Below are 14,115 nucleotides of genomic sequence, written 5' to 3'. Positions count from 1 at the left end.
ATGATCACCACCGCACTGACCTTCGACGAACTCGCCGCGCTGATGAAGCAGGCCGCCGGAGTCACCGTCGACGCCCGGGAGCTGGAGAAGGCGCCGGACGCGCCGTTCGCCACCCTCGGCGTCGACTCGCTCGGCCTGCTCGGGATCGTCGGCGAGCTGGAGAACCGGTACAGCGTGGCCCTGCCGACCGACGCCGAGCGCTGCAAGACACCCGCCGAGTTCCTCGGCATGGTCAACAGCGCCCTCAAGACGGGAGTCTGACGTTGTCCGGTCACACTGACAACAGCATCACGATCGACGCCCCGCTCGACCTCGTCTGGGACATCACCAACGACATCGAGAAGTGGCCCGACCTCTTCAGCGAGTACGCCTCCCTCGAGGTGCTCTCCCGAGAGGGCGACTCCACCACCTTCCGCCTGACCATGCACCCGGACGAGTCCGGGAAGGTCTGGAGCTGGGTGTCGGAGCGCACCGTCGACCGTCCCGGGCGGACCGTCCGCGCCCACCGCGTCGAGACCGGCCCGTTCGACCACATGAACATCCGGTGGGAGTACGAGGAGACACCGGCCGGCGTCCACATGCGCTGGGTACAGGACTTCGCGATGAAGCCCGAGGCTCCGGTCGACGACGCCTGGATGACCGACAACATCAACCGCAACTCGCGCACGCAGATGGCACTCATCCGGGACCGCATCGAGCAGGTCGCCCGCGACCGCCGGAGCGCCTCGGTGCTGCCCGGCTGACTGCGGGCGGCCGCGCACACCCGCGCTCCCCCACTCCCGTACTCCCAGGAAGGAAGCTCCATGCACCACGCTCTGATCGTCGCCCGCATGGCGCCCGATTCGGCGCCGGCGATCGCCGACGTGTTCGCCGCCTCCGACCGCGGTGAACTCCCGCACCTGGTCGGCGTCACCCGGCGTCGCCTGTTCCAGTTCGGCGACGTGTACCTGCACCTCATCGAGTCGGACCAGGACCCGGCGCCGGCCATCGCGAAGCTGACCGGGCACCCTGAGTTCCGGGACGCGAGCGAGAAGCTGTCGGCGTACGTCAGCGCGTACGACCCGAAGACGTGGCGCAGCCCCAAGGACGCCATGGCGCAGTGCTTCTACCGCTGGGAGCGGGACGCCGGTTCCTGATCCCCGAGCTGTACGCACGACGGAGAGACCCGAGGCCGCCCGCCCCGCGAATGACGCGGAGCGGGCGGCCTCGGGTTTTCCTCCTTGGCTCCCGTCAGGCGGGAACGGTGCACTCGAAGGCATGGAGGTACGCGTTGACCGGGCGGATCTCGCCGATGACGAGCCCCGCGTCGGTCAGCCGGTCGACCATGCTCTGCCGGGTGTGCTTCGCACCGCCGACATTGAGGAGCAGCAGCAGGTCCATCGCGGTGGTGAACCGCATCGAGGGCGTGTCGTCCACAAGGTTCTCGATCACGACGACGCGGGCACCGGGGCGCGCCGCACCGCGGACGTTGGCGAGCGCCCTGCGGGTGCTGTCGTCGTCCCACTCCAGGATGTTCTTGATGATGTACACATCGGCCTGGACCGGGATGTCCGCACGGCAGTCGCCGGCCACGACGCGGACCCGGGAGCTCAGCGAGCCGCCTTCCCGCAGGCGCGGGTCGGCGTTCTCCACCACCCCGGGAAGGTCGAGCAGTGTGCCGTGCAGGGTGGGGTGCCGCTCCAGCAGACTCGCCAGGACGTGCCCCTGACCGCCTCCGATGTCCGCGACGGAGGCGGCCCCCCGCAGATCGAGCAGGTCGGCGACGTCCCGGGCGGACTGCTGGCTCGACGTGGTCATGGCCCGGTTGAACACGTACGCGGACTCGGGCGCCTCTTCGTTGAGGTACGTGAAGAACTCCTTCTCGTACACGTCCTCGAAGGCGTTGCGGCCGGAGCGCACCGCCTCGTCGAGCTTCGGCCACACGTCCCACGTCCACGGCTCCGTGCACCACAGGGCGATGTACCGCAGGCTGTGCGGGTCGTCCTCGCGCAGCAGCCGGGACATCTCCGTGTGGGCGAACGTGCCGTCGGGGTTCTCCGTGAAGACGCCCTGGCAGGACAGCGCGCGCAGCAGGCGCCGCAGTGTCCGCGGCTGGGTCCGCACCGCGGCCGCCAGGTCCTCCACGGTCATGGGCGTGTCGCCCAGGGCGTCCGCCACGCCGAGGCGGACGGCCGCGCGTACGGCGGCGGCGCAGGCCGCCCCGAAAACGAGCTCCCTGAGCCGCATGGGCGGCGGAGGAGCCGGCTCGACAGTCGGGGGAACCGGATCAACAGTGGTCATCTGTCGCCTTGTCTGTGCTGTGGTGCCGTGAGTGGGGAAGCGGAGCCGGCCGTCAGCACATGCCCGCGGGTTCCGAGACCCCGCAGGTGTTGCCGCGGAAGGTGTTGCCCTTGCCGGTGTCCCGGTTGGCGAGGTCGGCCGAGCCGTTGCGGAGTACGACGTTGTCGCGGATCTCGTTGCGCTCGTTGAGGGCGCCCACGAAGCTCTTGAAGAGCACGATGCCGCCCGACAACGGCGAGGCGCCGACGTTGTCCACGATCCTGTTCTCCGCCACCAGCGTCTCCTCGGCGCCGGTGAGGACGATTCCCGAGCCCTGCAGGAAGGGCAGCCGGGGGGTCTTGGGGCAGTGCTTGTTGTTGTCGTGGACGTTGTTGCGGCGCAGGGTCATCGCCCCGGCGCGCGGCGTGGACTCGTCGCCCACCACGAACACGGCGGCACAGTTCCCGGTCGCCTCGTTGCGCTCGACGGTCAGGTTCCGGAGGCGTCGCACGGTGACGCCGATCCGGTTTCCGGACATGCGGTTGTGGCTGATCACCGTTCCCTCTGCGTCGACGGCGCCCGCCTCCGTGTCGGTGGTGTTGGAGACGAACAGTCCGGCGTCGGCGTTGTCCCGGGCGACGTTGTGCGTCAGCGCGCTGCGCACGGACCGCTCCAGGGCGATGCCCCAGTTGCCGTTCTTCTGGGCGGTGACCCGGTGGATCTTCAGCCGGTCGGTCCGCGACGCCCACAGGCCGTTCTTGGTGAACCCCTGGAGCGTCAGCGAGCGCACGGTGACACCCTTGACGGGCCGGTCGGCCGTGCCGGTCACACAGACGCCGTGGCCGGCCTTGGCACAGGTGTCGTCGGTGGCGGCCTCGCCGGGCACGAGGACGGTGGGGAAGACGGTCGAGCCCCGCAGGGTCAGGTTCGACGTGGTGATGCGGACGCTCTCGCGGTAGGTGCCGGGAGAGAGGACAACCGTGTCCCCGGGCTTCGCGGCGTCCACCGCTTTCTGGATCGATTCGCCGGGCTTGACCCGGTGCACCGTCCGGTGGGCGGCCGTCGGAGCGGCGGCCCCCACACCCGAGACCACGAGGGTCACGGTGCATGCCAGGTAGGCGATCTGTCGTTTGGTCATACGGCGAAGCTATGAGCGGGCCTCCGGGCCCGCCACCGCTGATCCTCCAGGCGGACCTAGGCATACCTCCCTGCGGTCCACGCGATGGGCGTGGCGCGCGGGTCCCGGCCGGAAACACCGCTCCACCGTGGATCATGTGGCCGCCGGGGGCACCTCTTCGGTGCGGCGGGCAGGGAAGGGGTTCGGATGCGCAAGTGGTGGCCCTTGGCGGCGGTCTGTCTCGGCACCTTCATGCTTCTGGTGGACGTCACGATCGTGACCGTGGCGCTGCCCGCGATGGCGGCGGACCTCGACACCACGCTCTCCGATGTGGAGTGGGTGGTCGACATCTACGCCCTGGCCCTGGCGTCGCTGTTGCTCGGCGTCGGTTCCCGCGCCGACCGGATCGGCCGCAGGAAGGTGTACCTCGTCGGACTGACCGTCTTCACCGCGGCTTCGGTGGCGTGCGCGGTCGCTCCGAACGCGGGTGTGCTGATCGGCGCCCGGGCGGTACAGGGACTGGGCGCCGCCGGGATGTTCGGTACGACGATCGCCCTGCTCGGCATGCACTACAGCGGCCGGGAGCGGGGTGTGGCCTTCGCCGTGTGGGGCGCCACCAACTCGGTCGCCGCGGCGGCCGGGCCGATGGTCGGCGGACTCCTCACCCAGTACCTGGACTGGCGATGGATCTTCTTCGTCAACCTGCCGGTCTGCCTGGTCGCCGTCGTGCTGACCCTGCGCTCGGTGCGAGAGGCCAAGGGCGAGGGCCGGCAGCGTGCGGACGTCCTCGGCGTGGTCACCTTCACGGTGGCGAGCGGGGCTCTCACGTTCGGGCTGATCCGAGCCCACTCCGACGGCTGGACGGCACCCTTCACCCTGGGCCTGTTCGCGGTGGCGGCCGTCGCCGTCGCCCTCTTCGTCGTGGCCGAGACGCGGCACGAGCACCCCGTACTCGATCTGTCGCTGTTCCGCAGGCCGTCGTTCACCGGCATCATGGTCAGCGCCCTGTTCCTGCAAGGCGCCGCTTTCGCCCATCTGTTGTTCGAGTCGCTGTGGATGCAGTCCGTTCTGGGGTACGAGCCCCTCGAAGCAGGTCTGTACATCCTGCCCATGTGCGCCTCCGCGTTTCTCGTCTCGGCTCTCGCGGGCCGCTTCGGGCCCTGGCCGCCCCGGGCGTCCATCGGCGGGGGCCTGGCGCTCATCGCCCTGGGATCCGGCATGCAGGCCACCCTCGACGCGGGGTCCACGGGCGGCAGCCTTGTGGCGGGTCTCGTCGTCTCCGGTCTGGGGGTCGGGCTCGTGACACCGAGTCTGCCGGCGGCGGCCCTGGCCACGGTGCCGCCGGAGCGCGGAGGCATGGTGGGCGGTGCGGTCAACACCTTCCGCCAGCTGGGCTTCGCCCTGGGGATCGCCGTGTTCGGCGTGATCTTCCAGTCGCGCATCGAGAGGGTACTGAGGGCCGACGGCGGTGTCCCGGACCCGCACGGGACAGCCGCCGCTCTGAGCGGCGGACAGGCCCGGTCGATCGTCGCGGGTTGGCCGGAGGGCGAACGCGCCGAGATGGGGCACCTGGTCCGTGAGGCGTTCGCGTCCGGCCTGAACGCGGTGCTGGTCGTGGCGGCGGCGCTGGGTGCGGTGGCCTCACTGCTCGTCGTCGCGACAGTGCGCGTCCCGGCGGGCGGCGCCGAGCGGCGGAAGCGGGAAGCGGGCGCGAGCCCACCCGGTCAGGAGACACGAGCGGACGCCGCCCTGTAGCGGCGGGCCGCCCATGACGCGTGACGTCGCGCGACCGCTGCCGGACGGCTGCCCGCTCCGGTGCGCGGTGAGCGTGGTTCCACGATCACCGGGACGAGGGAAGGAGGGTTGCGGCCGCTGCCGCGGCCGCGACCTTCTCCTGGTCGCGAGCGACGGCGGCCAGGGCGGCGTCTCTCAGGGCGTCGGCGAGGCGAGCCCGAGCCGCCCAGTTGTACGAGCTGTCCGGCCGGAGCCCGATCCGCTCGCTGATGAGCGCACGGGCCAGATCGTGCCGTCCAGAGCCGAGCGCGGAGTCGAGCAGGGTCTTCTGGAGCGCGTCGCGCTGGGCGTGGCTGCCGCCGAACTCGTGCAGCCTACGGCGAAGGGGCCACAGGAGCTCGACGACGGTGACGTGCTTCCCCTGTCCATGCGCCACCAGCGCTTCGCACGCGGGCAGACCGATGTCCGCGGTCATCCGCCGGTTGGTGACGGTGTCCGGACCCTCCTGGGCGAGCCATCGCCGTCGGTCGGCGATGAGCCGCGCCGCCTCCCCGAGCCGCCCGGCCCCCACGTAGGACATGACGGCGTGCACGTCGTTGAAGGCGTAGAAGGGGGGATCGGCTCGCGAGGCCCACGCGTCGGCGAGCGCCGCGAAGCGGGTGCCGGACTCCCCTCCCGCGAGCCGGATCCGCCACAACAGCGCGGCGGCGTCGAGCAGTTCCATGGCCAGCCCGGCCGACGCGTCGTTGTGGAGGGCGGCGTCGTAGATGCTCAGGGCGGTGCCGGTGTCGCCCGCCTCCAAGGCGTACAAGGCGTAGTGCCACCAGTTGTGGACGTGGAGGTAGTTGCCCCGCGCCCAGTCGTCGCGGCGCGCGTCGAGGTAGCCGATGCCTTCCGACACCCGTCCCTGCATCTCGTAGGTGTGCACCACGGCGTGGATCGCCCAGACGTCGCGGGGGTTCTGCTCGACCGCGGCGAGCCCCGCCTCCTCGGCCAGGCGGTAGTGGCCCGACTCCTCCAGCCCGAACGCGTACATGCCCAGCACCAGTCCACGATGAGGCTCGGCGGCATCCCACGCCGAGAGGGCGCCACCGACGCGATCACGCAGGCGGACCGAGTCACCGGTGAAGAAGTCCAGCTGGTGCCCCACGGCCAGGGCGAGCGCGTCCCTCGGGCACTCCAGGGACAACTCCTCCAGCAGCCCGCCGGCGCGGAGCAGGTCTCCGGCCAGCCACGCCCCGGCCGCGGCGACGTGCAGACGCTCCCGCACGGGCAGGGACGAGACGTCCACGCCGGCCGCGTACCGTGCGAAGCGCCGCCGTGCGGCGAGGGCGTCGCCCGGCTCCGTGCCCAGCGCCCCGAGATAGGCCCCGAAGGACTGGGCGACCGGTGAGGTCGGCGCGCTGTCGAGAGCGTCGTCGACGGCCTGCTCCACCTCGGGGCTGAAGTGGAGCAGGGACTCGACGGCCCGGTCCAGGTGCGCGGCCGTCTCCCGGGTGCACTCGTGCAACGGGTTGCCGTACCGGTCTGTCACCATCGGAGATCACCTCGGCGCGTCGACGGGGTGGGACGGGAAGCACGGCGGCACGAACGCCACCGCCCCCTCATGAAGCCACCACCGAAGCGTCCGGCGCCACCCGGACATGCGCGACCTGGCGAAGTGCCATGATCTGCCTCGTCGTTTCACCGGCGGCGCGTACCCGGCCCGCGCCCCGCCGCCGGGCGTCCACGGCACAGGGGGTGTCTTGCCGACCGGCCGGGCTCGCGGCGTCCTGCACCGCACCTCGCCGCGTTGTCGTCGGTCGCCGACCCTCCGCGTCGACCCCCTAGGATGCCTGGGTTCGAACGAGCAGGACATCGGGGGTACGTGGCATGAGCGGTTACAGCAGCGGTGGGTACGGCGACGGGGCGGGCAGCGGCGGCGCGAGCCCACCGCCGGGACGCCCCTACACGTCTCCGGTGCCGCCGCAGGGACACCCGAACTCCCCGACCGGTCCGCCGCAGGGGCAACCGTACGCGCGGTCCGGTCCTCCGCCGGCTTACCCGTACCCGCAGTCGAGCCCTCCGCCGGGATACGCGTACCCGCAGTCCGGCCCCCCGCCGGGTTACCCGTACCCGCCGACCGGCGCCCCGGTCCCGCCTCCGCGCCCGGAGCCCTCGCGGGCCCGGAGCATCCTGCGCGGCCTCTACAACCCCCTGTACGCCGCCCAGCGGACCTTCCGCCCCGCACGCCCCGGGATCGTCATCGACCCGGAGGTCCGCAAGCTCCAGCTGTGGCGGACCGGGCTGGGACTCGCCGCCTGGGTGGGCCTGATGGTCACCTACAACGCCATCGCGAGCGCCGACGACGTCCAGGGCGTGGCGAGCGAACGCCTCGACCAGAGCTGGACCAGCGTCCTGGTGCTCGTCTGCACCTTCCCCGTCGTGGTGGGCGCCTTCGTGGCAGCCGCACGGGACGGCCTGCGCCGGGTGTACCTGCGCAGGACACTGCGTCCCCTCGGCTCGGTACTGGCCATCATGGCGTCCATGGGCACCTCCGCCCTCTCCATGGCCCCCGAGTTGGCGGGCCTGCGGGACGCCGTGGGGCTTCCCGGCAGGATCATCATCGTCGTGCTGTTCCTGTGGTCGATCGGCTTCGCGCTCTACGGCATCGGACTGTCACTGGTGCACGTGTTCCGCACTGCCGACATCCACGAAGTGCTGCCGCCGATCCTCGCCGGAGTCCTGGTGTGGGAGATGGCCCTCCTGGATCTGATCACCGGAAGCTACGCGCAGGTCCCGCCGGGCGCCCGGGTGATCTTCATCCTCGGCGCTCCCGTCACGGTGACGGCCCTGTCGTGCTGGGAGCTGTACCGGCTGCGGCGCGACCACGGACTCACGCTCCGCACAGCGCTGCGACGCTGAGGCGCTCCCACCGTGGACCACGGGGCGTCGTGGTCCGACCGCCGGGCGGAGTACGCTGAACGTACCGGGAGTAACTCGAACACCCGCTCCCACGCGGACGTCGTTTCCGGCGATCAAGACACTGGGCCGCCCTGCAGGGCGGCCCGGAGACGGGTCCGCAGTCATGACCACCGCCCTGGCACCCGCACTCTCGGCGCGCCTTTCGCTGACGCCGAAGACCACCCTCGCCGGCCTGCTGGACGGCGCCTGGTGGCCTCGCTCGCGTGACCTCGCCGCCGAACTTCCGCCCCTGGTCGACGCGCTGGAGGGGCGATACGGACGCATCACACGCGTCACCGTGAACCCCACCCGCTGGCCCGTCGTCCCGCACAAGGCCGCCGTCACCGGGCACACCGTGCACGTCGGCTGGTTCACCGAGCAGGATCCCGACAAGATGATCCTCCTCTCCTACTCCGTCGGCCGCTGCGACCTTCTGGTCATCCCGCCCGAGACCGAACCCGCCGCGGCCGCCCAGCTCATGACCGCCGCCGCCCTCCCCGGCAGCGTCCTCACCGCCGGTGCCCTGATGTCCGACGAGACCGCGACCGGCCGCCGCATGCGCGACGCCCGCAGCAGCGAGAACGACTGGGAGACCGACGGCGGGGCCGCCCCGGCGGCGCTCCGGCACCCGGTCGTCGGCGCACGGATGATCCCCGTGCCGGGAAGCCCGCGGAGGTGACGTCATGGAGACCCTGATCACGATCGCCGCGATCGCCCTGCTGATCGCGCTCGGCACGCGCCTGATCCACCGGCTCAACGCCCAGCACGACGCACGCATCGCCGCCCACCACTTCGCCGACCCCTTCCCGGCCATCCGCCGGCCCCCCGGCCACAGCCACCGCACGCCGACCGAGCAGGCCGCCCGCCGCCGGCTCACGGGCACCTGGCCGTGACCGCCCCCTGATCACCCCGGACCACTCCTCCGACGGGAGGCCGCGGGTGGGGCACCCGACACCCGGGACAACCCACCCGCCAGGCCTCTCACCCGCACGTGAAGGGACCACCCACCTTGTATCCCATCGACACCGCGCTCCCGCCCTCCGCCGGACACGCCGAGATCCGGATCGTCGCCGCCACCCCCGAAGCCGCCCGCGCCGTCGCCGAGGTGATCCGCCGCTCCTTCGCCGGGGCGGAACAGCGCAGCTACCCCGTTCCCGAAGGTGGCACCCGGCTTCATCTCACCGTCGACACCGGATCCGCCGCGGAACCCACCCACTCCTGGCTCGCCACCAGCAGACCGTCCGCCCGCACCGGCACCCACGTCGACGAGGTGTGAGGAGCGTCGGCCGTTCCTCGCACCCGACGGCCCTCAGCGGTGCGGACGCCGTCGCGTCCGCGCGCCGGGGCGGCGGCGCTCAGCCCGCCGCTTCGAGACGGCGGCGGCAGGCGACGGCGATGGCTTCGGCGACACCGGGCATGTCGGGGCGCCAGGTGGGATTGCAGTTCACCTCGCACACGATGAAGGAACCGTCGGCCTCGAAGAGGAGGTCGACGCCTGCGACGCCGAGGCCGATGACCGTCGCCGCTTCGACGGCCAGCGCCTCCGCGTCCGGGTACCGGCCGGTGCAGACGGTGTGGGTCCCGCCCTGCGCCAGGTTGGAGACGAGGCGGTCGTCACCCGCTGTACGCGTGGCCGCGGCCACGGCCCGGCCGTCGACCACGATGACGCGCAGGTCACGGCCGTGGGAGTGGGCGACGTACCGCTGAAGAAGATACGGGTGCCGGTCGTCCAGACTGCCCGCCACCGCTCGCAGCCCCTGGTCGTCGGCGGCGAGGAAGACCCGTCGGCCCCGGTGCCCGCGCACGGCTTTCACCACGCACGGCCGCGGGACTCCCACGTCGAGTACGTGTTCCAGGGGCGCGTCGGTGTGGGTGCGGGTGTCGGGGACGGGGACACCCGCGGCCGCGAGCCGCTGCAGGTGCCAGAACTTGTTCACCGCCGCGAGGACCGCTTCGGCGGGGTTGATCAGCCGCGTGCCCATCATGGCCAGGTGCCGCAGCAGGGTGCCCTCTCTGTCGGCGGACAGCTGAGGCGTCGACAGACGGGCGTAGGCCACGGCGGGCGCGGGGACGGCTTTGCCGCCGGTGTCGGTGAGCGTGAGCCGTCCGCCTTCCACGCCGAGCACCAGCCGACTGCTGTGGACGACCGCGGCCCGGTGCCCCATCTCCGCGGCGAAGGAGGCGATGAGCGAGGACGTGACGGGGCCCGGGTTTCCGCCGGCGGCACCCTCCGTCCCGCGGCTGAGCCCAGGACACAGCAGCAGCCACGCACGTGCTTCGATCACCGACGACATGCCGGTCCCTTCGTTCGCGGCCCTCTGCCGGTCCCGACAGATGATAGGGCGACCGAGAAGCAGTTCACGGTGGTCACGACGGTGAACCACGGGGCAACGGACCGCGGAAAAGGGTTACTTGTGGGTACGGAGTCTTGTCAGCCACGTGGTGTTTACGCGAACATGCTGCGGCACGGCTCCCACCCGTCCCCCACCGAAGGCCGTCATGAAAACGTCACTGCTGGGAGTCGCGCTCGCCGCGGCCCTCATCGTCGGCGGGGCCCCGGCCACCGCCGTACCGGCCCGCGCGAGCGCGCCCACGCCCTCGTCCGCCGGGTCCCTGCTGGCCGAGAGCTGGCAGCCGCCGCTCAGCACCCGCGGCCGCTACGTCGTGGACGCCCACGGCGACCGCTTCAAGCTCAAGTCCGTGAACTGGCACGGTGCCCAGGGCTCGTACAACGGCACCGGAGACGTGAACGACCCCGCCGCCCACCACGACGCCGAGAAGTCCGACCAGATACCCCTGGGCCTGGACCGGGCCCCGCTCGCGAACATCCTCGCCGACTTCCACCGGCTCGGCGCCAACAGCGTCCGGCTGCCGTTCTCCAACGAGATGCTGCGCGACCAGCGGGCCGTGCCGGACGCCGCCGTCGCGGCCAACCCGGCCCTCAAGGGCAGGACCCCGCTCCAGGTCTTCGACGCGGTGATCGCGGCGACCACCGCGGAAGGTTTCGCGGTCATCCTCAACAACCACACCAACACCTCCCGTTGGTGCTGCGGACTGGACGGCAACGAGCGCTGGAACACCAGCCAGTCCACCGCGCGGTGGGAGGCCGACTGGCTCTTCCTCGCCAAGCGCTACAAGAACGACAAGCGCGTCGTCGGCGCCGACCTCTACAACGAGGTCCGCCGCACGGTCACGGACGACGCCAACTGGGGCTGGGGCAACGACCACGACTGGTGGGCCGCCTCCCAGCGGGTCGGCGACCGGCTGCTCACCGAGGCCAACCCCGACCTCCTCGTCATCGTCGAGGGCATCAACTGGCAGGGCATACCCACCGACCTCACCCCGCACGGGCGGCCCACCCTCGAACCGGCCCGCGAGCTCTCCCACACCCTGGTCGCGTCGGACAAGCTCGTCTACTCGGCCCACTTCTACGGCTACACCGGACCCCACCACACCGGCGCGACCGGCACGGGCGAGACCAGCGACTGGCGCTACCAGGAGCTCCCCCGCGAAGAGCTGTTCCAGACCCTGCGGCGTCAGGCCACCTTCGTCGCCGACGACACCCGGCGCCACTACACCGCGCCCGTCTGGATCAGCGAGTTCGGCATCGGCGCCGACGAGACCAACCCGCAGGGCCGGACCTGGTTCGCCAACTTCGTCGACCACCTCATCGAGCTCGACGTCGATTTCGCCTACTGGCCGGCGGTCGGCTTCACCGGCCACGGACGGTGGAAGCTGCTGGACTACGACAGCCAGGGCCGGCGCTCCGGCGTTCTCGACGGCGACGACTGGCGCACCCCGCACTGGCAGCGGCTCGTCGACTCCCCCGGCAGGACCGGCGCCGTGCCCGTCGCCGACTCCTGGAACATGCTCACCACGGACCACGCCGACTTCGTCCAGTCCCTCCGCGCCCGCGCGAAGGGCGACTGGGACAACGGCGCCCGCAAGGCGGCCTGCCCCGACGGCGAGCGGATCGTCGGGCTCTCCCACGACGGTGGACGCGGTCTGTGCACCGACACCGGAGCCCGCGGACTCGCCGCGCCCACCGGCGCGTTCACCGTCGTGACCGACGAGCGGCACGTCTCCGACGGCGACTGGGCCGGCGGATACACCAAGTTCCAGTGCCCCACGAACCAGTTCATGGTCGGCTACAGCCTCCGCGGCCGGGCCGTGTCCGCCGTGCTGTGCACCGAGGCCGCCCGTGCCCTGCCGAAGACCGGCCGCACCCTCTGGTTCGACCGCGGCGACAACCGTCCCGCCGGCACGCCCGGCGGCGAGTTCGCCCTCGGCCACCACAAGGGCCAGTGCGGCAGCGACGAGTACGCGGCCGGCGTCGCGCACAGCGGCGCCTGGGCGAGGGGCAACAAGCCCGCCGCCCTCCTCTGCCGCACCCTGTGAGGACCGGCCGGCCGTAGTCCGCCTCCCCGCGGACGGTGGCTCGGTGCGGCGGACACCGGACGAGCGCGTCCAGGCGTCCGCCGGGCGGCTACGGGCCTCAGGCCCGTAGCCGCCCGGCCGGTGTGGCCGACCCGGCGTGCGCCTCAGTGCAGGCCCCGCCGCTCGTCCTCGGTCACCGTCGGGGCGACCGGGGGAACGACGACCCGGCGGCGGCGCAGGATGCTCGTGTACACGGCGGTACCGATGATGCCGACGGCCATCAGGATCAGCCCCACCAGATCGAGGTTGACCCCTTCGAGCTGCCAGTCGGACGCGAAGGTGAGTACGGCTCCGACGGCGATCAGGACGATGCAGACTCCCAGACCCATGGTTCCTCCCTTGTGGGGTCGGACGGTCCTCGCGTACCCCGGTCCGTGACTTTCACCCCCTCGGCGTCCGGAGGCCGGAGGTTCAGCGGATGTTTGGCGGTCTCGCGGGCGGTGAGGCGAACGGAACGAGCCTGTTCGACTCATCTACTGGGGAGCACATGGAGAGCGTAATTCGCCTGGCGATCTCCGTCGGCGGCTCGGCGCTGGCGGCCTTCGTCGTCTGCCGCGCGGCGGATCTGGTGGCACGGTTCGCCGACGCGCGGCATCCGGAGACCCCGCTGTGGGGGCTGCTGCGCCGCTGCCGCACGCCGCTGTACGTCGTCGTCGTGGCCGCCCTGCTCAAATGGACGTACCCGATGGCGGCAACCGGTCGGGGGCCGCTCGACGAGCACGCGGAGGCGGTGAGCCGTGTCCTGCTGCTGTGCCTGATCGGCGGCGGTGCGTGGCTGACGGTACGGACGGTCGCGGCCGTCGTCGAGTCCTCGTACGCGCGGTACGCCGGGCGTTCCCGCGACGCCGCCCGGCTCCGCCGGGTCCGTACCCAGGTCACGCTGATCATGCGGGTGGTGGCCGTCGCCGTCGGGGTGCTCGCCGCCGCCGCGGCCCTCGTGACCTTCCCCTCCTTCCGTACCCTCGGCACGTCCCTGCTCGCCTCGGCCGGCATCATCGGCATCGTGGCCGGTGTGGCGGCCCAGTCGACGCTGAGCAACCTCTTCGCCGGCTTCCAGATCGCGTTCGGTGACATGGTCCGCATCGGTGACACCGTCGTCGTGGACGGCGAATGGGGCGTCGTGGAGGAGGTGACCCTCACCTTCCTCACGGTCCGGACCTGGGACGAGCGTCGCGTCACGCTCCCCGTCTCGTACTTCACCTCGCGGCCGTTCGAGAACTGGTCGCGCGGCGGCCCGGAGATGACGGGGTCGGTGTTCGTCCACTGCGACCACTCGACACCGGTCGCGCTCGTACGGGCGCACCTCCAGGAGTTCCTCGCGACGTGCGGCACCTGGGACGGGCGGGGCTGGGACCTCGCCGTCACCGACACCTCGCCGACCGGCATCACGGTACGGGCGATCGTGACGGCCAAGGACGCCGACGACCTGTGGACGACTCGTTGCGCCGTACGGGAGGAACTCGTCGGCTGGCTCGCGCGGGAGCACCCGGGCGCCCTCCCCAAGGTCGTCACCGCTCCCGCGGCCGACGCCTTCGACCAGCCGTGGGAGCACGCCAGGACAGCGCGGGAGCGACGCCTTCGCCGGCCCGCCCGCTACACCGTCCGGCCGGCGGACACTCCCCCGG

At 71.8% G+C, this 14,115-nt stretch carries 15 protein-coding genes; 10 read left to right on the top strand and 5 right to left on the bottom strand.

The features are described from left to right. From AOK00_RS23105 to AOK00_RS23095, 3 genes are read left to right on the top strand one after another with little or no spacing between them, the layout of a single operon-like run. Positions 1 to 261 (top strand): acyl carrier protein, encoded by a 261-nt coding sequence (locus tag AOK00_RS23105; RefSeq protein WP_055602211.1) that lies wholly within the window; start codon positions 1 to 3, stop codon positions 259 to 261. A 2-nt stretch (positions 262 to 263) separates the two neighbouring features. Further along, on the top strand, positions 264 to 743 hold the full coding sequence (locus tag AOK00_RS23100; RefSeq protein WP_055602210.1) for an SRPBCC family protein: 480 nt from the start codon (positions 264 to 266) through the stop codon (positions 741 to 743). Between the two features lie 60 nt (positions 744 to 803). After that, on the top strand, positions 804 to 1,136 hold the full coding sequence (locus AOK00_RS23095) for a TcmI family type II polyketide cyclase (RefSeq protein WP_030324548.1): 333 nt from the start codon (positions 804 to 806) through the stop codon (positions 1,134 to 1,136). A gap of 94 nt (positions 1,137 to 1,230) precedes the next feature. Here the strand turns inward: AOK00_RS23095 and AOK00_RS23090 are convergent, their stop codons facing one another. Together AOK00_RS23090 and AOK00_RS23085 are read right to left on the bottom strand one after the other, a co-directional pair. Continuing rightward, on the bottom strand, positions 1,231 to 2,280 hold the full coding sequence (locus AOK00_RS23090; protein ID WP_055602209.1) for a methyltransferase: 1,050 nt from the start codon (positions 2,278 to 2,280) through the stop codon (positions 1,231 to 1,233). Between the two features lie 52 nt (positions 2,281 to 2,332). Beyond that, positions 2,333 to 3,397, bottom strand: coding sequence for a right-handed parallel beta-helix repeat-containing protein (locus AOK00_RS23085; RefSeq protein WP_055602208.1), 1,065 nt, complete (start codon positions 3,395 to 3,397; stop codon positions 2,333 to 2,335). A 186-nt stretch (positions 3,398 to 3,583) separates the two neighbouring features. Here AOK00_RS23085 and AOK00_RS23080 point away from each other — a divergent pair, with 186 nt between their 5' ends. After that, positions 3,584 to 5,131 carry an MFS transporter gene (locus AOK00_RS23080; protein ID WP_055602207.1) on the top strand — a complete coding sequence of 516 codons (1,548 nt, stop codon included), beginning with the start codon at positions 3,584 to 3,586 and terminating at the stop codon, positions 5,129 to 5,131. Positions 5,132 to 5,216: 85 nt separating this feature from the next. Here AOK00_RS23080 and AOK00_RS23075 read toward each other — a convergent pair whose 3' ends face one another. Next, entirely contained in the window at positions 5,217 to 6,647 is a 1,431-nt protein-coding gene (locus tag AOK00_RS23075; RefSeq protein ID WP_055602206.1) for a tetratricopeptide repeat protein, read from the bottom strand. A 335-nt stretch (positions 6,648 to 6,982) separates the two neighbouring features. On the opposite strand from AOK00_RS23075, the gene AOK00_RS23070 reads away from it, so the two are divergent. The 4 genes from AOK00_RS23070 (at position 6,983) to AOK00_RS23055 (ending at position 9,329) form a co-directional block, all read left to right on the top strand. Then, a complete protein-coding gene (locus AOK00_RS23070) occupies positions 6,983 to 8,014 on the top strand; it encodes a hypothetical protein (protein ID WP_254047468.1) in 1,032 nt (343 codons plus the stop codon). 163 nt (positions 8,015 to 8,177) lie between these two features. Continuing rightward, the gene (locus AOK00_RS23065; RefSeq protein WP_055602205.1) at positions 8,178 to 8,732 is read left to right on the top strand and encodes a DUF5994 family protein; all 555 of its coding nucleotides are present in this window, start codon (positions 8,178 to 8,180) and stop codon (positions 8,730 to 8,732) included. A 4-nt stretch (positions 8,733 to 8,736) separates the two neighbouring features. Continuing rightward, positions 8,737 to 8,946 (top strand): hypothetical protein, encoded by a 210-nt coding sequence (locus AOK00_RS23060; protein WP_055602204.1) that lies wholly within the window; start codon positions 8,737 to 8,739, stop codon positions 8,944 to 8,946. 116 nt (positions 8,947 to 9,062) lie between these two features. Next, the gene (locus AOK00_RS23055) at positions 9,063 to 9,329 is read left to right on the top strand and encodes a hypothetical protein (RefSeq protein ID WP_055602203.1); all 267 of its coding nucleotides are present in this window, start codon (positions 9,063 to 9,065) and stop codon (positions 9,327 to 9,329) included. A gap of 79 nt (positions 9,330 to 9,408) precedes the next feature. Here AOK00_RS23055 and AOK00_RS23050 read toward each other — a convergent pair whose 3' ends face one another. Continuing rightward, positions 9,409 to 10,347: a RimK family alpha-L-glutamate ligase gene (locus AOK00_RS23050; RefSeq protein WP_079042146.1), complete on the bottom strand. Its 939-nt coding sequence runs from the start codon at positions 10,345 to 10,347 to the stop codon at positions 9,409 to 9,411. A 205-nt stretch (positions 10,348 to 10,552) separates the two neighbouring features. Between AOK00_RS23050 and AOK00_RS23045 the strand changes: the two genes are divergently transcribed. After that, positions 10,553 to 12,451: a cellulase family glycosylhydrolase gene (locus tag AOK00_RS23045; protein ID WP_055602202.1), complete on the top strand. Its 1,899-nt coding sequence runs from the start codon at positions 10,553 to 10,555 to the stop codon at positions 12,449 to 12,451. A gap of 143 nt (positions 12,452 to 12,594) precedes the next feature. On the opposite strand, the gene AOK00_RS23040 is transcribed toward AOK00_RS23045, so the two are convergent. Further along, positions 12,595 to 12,819, bottom strand: coding sequence for a DUF6458 family protein (locus tag AOK00_RS23040; RefSeq protein ID WP_055602201.1), 225 nt, complete (start codon positions 12,817 to 12,819; stop codon positions 12,595 to 12,597). Between the two features lie 158 nt (positions 12,820 to 12,977). On the opposite strand from AOK00_RS23040, the gene AOK00_RS23035 reads away from it, so the two are divergent. Next, positions 12,978 to 14,115, top strand: a 1,138-nt coding sequence (locus tag AOK00_RS23035; RefSeq protein WP_254047467.1) for a mechanosensitive ion channel family protein, incomplete at its 3' end; no start/stop codon positions are given.

The sequence above is a fragment of the Streptomyces aureus genome (genome assembly GCF_001418135.1).
Taxonomy (GTDB): Bacteria; Actinomycetota; Actinomycetes; order Streptomycetales; family Streptomycetaceae; genus Streptomyces; species Streptomyces aureus_A.
Note: the sequence above shows the minus strand (reverse complement) of the source record. Positions and strands in the feature narration are given on the sequence as shown.